General features: G+C 67.2%; 1 protein-coding gene. It reads right to left on the bottom strand.

The window, feature by feature from the left end; genetic code table 11:
* Positions 1 to 646: 646 nt before the first annotated feature.
* A partial coding sequence (locus Van01_RS32705) for a hypothetical protein (protein ID WP_308442443.1) occupies positions 647 to 1,254 on the bottom strand: 608 nt, incomplete at its 5' end.

Below are 1,254 nucleotides of genomic sequence, written 5' to 3' on the forward strand. Positions count from 1 at the left end.
CCTCAACCCCGCCTCACCCTCCACCCTCACCTCTTCCCACCTCGGCCCGTGAGCGGTTGGCGTGATTCCGTTCGGCAACTCGCCCGACCCGACCGTCGTCCCCCGGTCCGCGGTTCCCGTCGTCAGGCTGAATGCGCTGACGTGAGGCAGGACGTTGTCGTCCTGGTCCCGGTCGACACCGGGACTCGTCACCGGGTCACTCACTGGAACTCAGAAGTGACGTGTGGGGCGGTGTGGGTTCCGGGCCGGCTGACTTTTCCGCCCCTCCGCCGTAGGCGGGCGGGGTGGCGGCTCCGTCAGGAGCCGGTTACCGCGCCCGGCCCGCGCGCGGAGCGCGCTTGATCCTATTGAGAGCGATTCGGCAGTGGTGACAGCGTGACGGCGTGTACTTGATCCTCGTCAACCTAGCCGGAGTGCGGGCCGCGCAACCTCTCACCCGCAAGTGCTGGGGTACCGTTCGGTGGCGTCCCCACCTCGGGCACTCGTCTGCGTGCCGTCCCGATGGCTGTCGTGGTCGCCGCTGAGTCCACAAGCGTCAGGCGTGGCCCTGGCTTCCGTCTCTCGCCCGCAGGATGGACAGACAGGCGACACCTGCCGGGAGCACATAGTGCCTGGCCAACCGTGGCCCGCCGGACGGGCCCTGCGGCTATGAGGTGCCGGCTGCCCGCTGGGCAGCCTGGTAGTCGTCAAAAGCCTTCGCCGCCATATAGATGACATCGAAGAAAACCTCGGCTTCCTCCAAGGCCAGCTTGATGTTGATGCGATGTGGCCCGAGCCTGAACTCACCGGTGGCAGGGTCGTACCCTCCTCCCCAGTGATCGCGGGCTGCGGCTGCTACACCGTCTCGCCGCTTCTGCTCACGTTGACGGTTGCCTTCACCCAGGGCGTAGTCATGAAAGTGGATCAGGATGTCGCGGGCTGCGATTGCGCCCGAGACCTTGGTCAAGAAGCGCTCCCTGGCGGCCTCTAGTTTCGCCCGAGCTGCTGGGCAGCAGTCGAGCAGCGTGTCCTTCAGCATCATGCTGGCGGCGTACTCGACCTGGCGCAGGGCGACCGCGAACTGCCGGGCGTCGATCTGTCGCGGGTCAGGCAGCCACAGGCCGAACTCCCGCTCGTCGAGGCGGCGCGCGCAGAGCCGGAGTGTCCAGACCCACCACTGCGCCTCGGAGACGGCGATGGCCTCCGGGTGATGCGCTGGCGACCAGGGCTCGGGGATCATCGCCGCTTCTTCAGTCATCCCAGCAGTCTGGCTAA

This window comes from Micromonospora andamanensis (assembly GCF_016863495.1).
In the GTDB taxonomy this organism is placed as follows: domain Bacteria; phylum Actinomycetota; class Actinomycetes; order Mycobacteriales; family Micromonosporaceae; genus Micromonospora; species Micromonospora andamanensis.